Source organism: Methylobacterium sp. J-076 (assembly GCF_022829405.1).
GTDB lineage: Bacteria > Pseudomonadota > Alphaproteobacteria > Rhizobiales > Beijerinckiaceae > Methylobacterium.
Genome location: NZ_JAKSXW010000123.1, coordinates 1 through 360, shown reverse-complemented (window position 1 = coordinate 360; position 360 = coordinate 1). Strand labels below are relative to the sequence as shown.

General features: G+C 69.7%; 1 protein-coding gene. It reads left to right on the top strand.

Translation table 11 applies throughout. From position 1 onward, the window contains the following. The coding region (locus tag MKK53_RS13340) for a class I tRNA ligase family protein (RefSeq protein ID WP_243929193.1) at positions 1-360 on the top strand (360 nt) is incomplete at both ends.

The following is a 360-nucleotide window of genomic DNA, read 5'->3' as shown; positions in this document are numbered from 1 at the left end:
CTACCGGGTCGAGGGCCGCGCGCTGCACGTCGTCGAGGAGCACGCCGCCCTCGTGCGGGCGATCTTCGCCGGCTACCTCGCCCACGGCACGGTGGCGGCACTCAAGCAGGACCTTGACGCGCAGGGCATCACCCTGCCAGCTCGTCGCGATGGGGTCGAGCGAGAGACTGGCGGGGGACCGTTCTCCCGCGGGCATCTGTACAAGCTGCTCGGCAACCCGGGCTTGCACGTCACCGGCGAGGTCCCGTTCGACACCGTCTACCTGCACACGCTGGTGCGGGACGCCTCCGGCGCCAAGATGTCGAAGTCGAAGGGCAACGTGGTCGATCCCCTCGACCTCATCGAGCAGGTCGGGGCCGA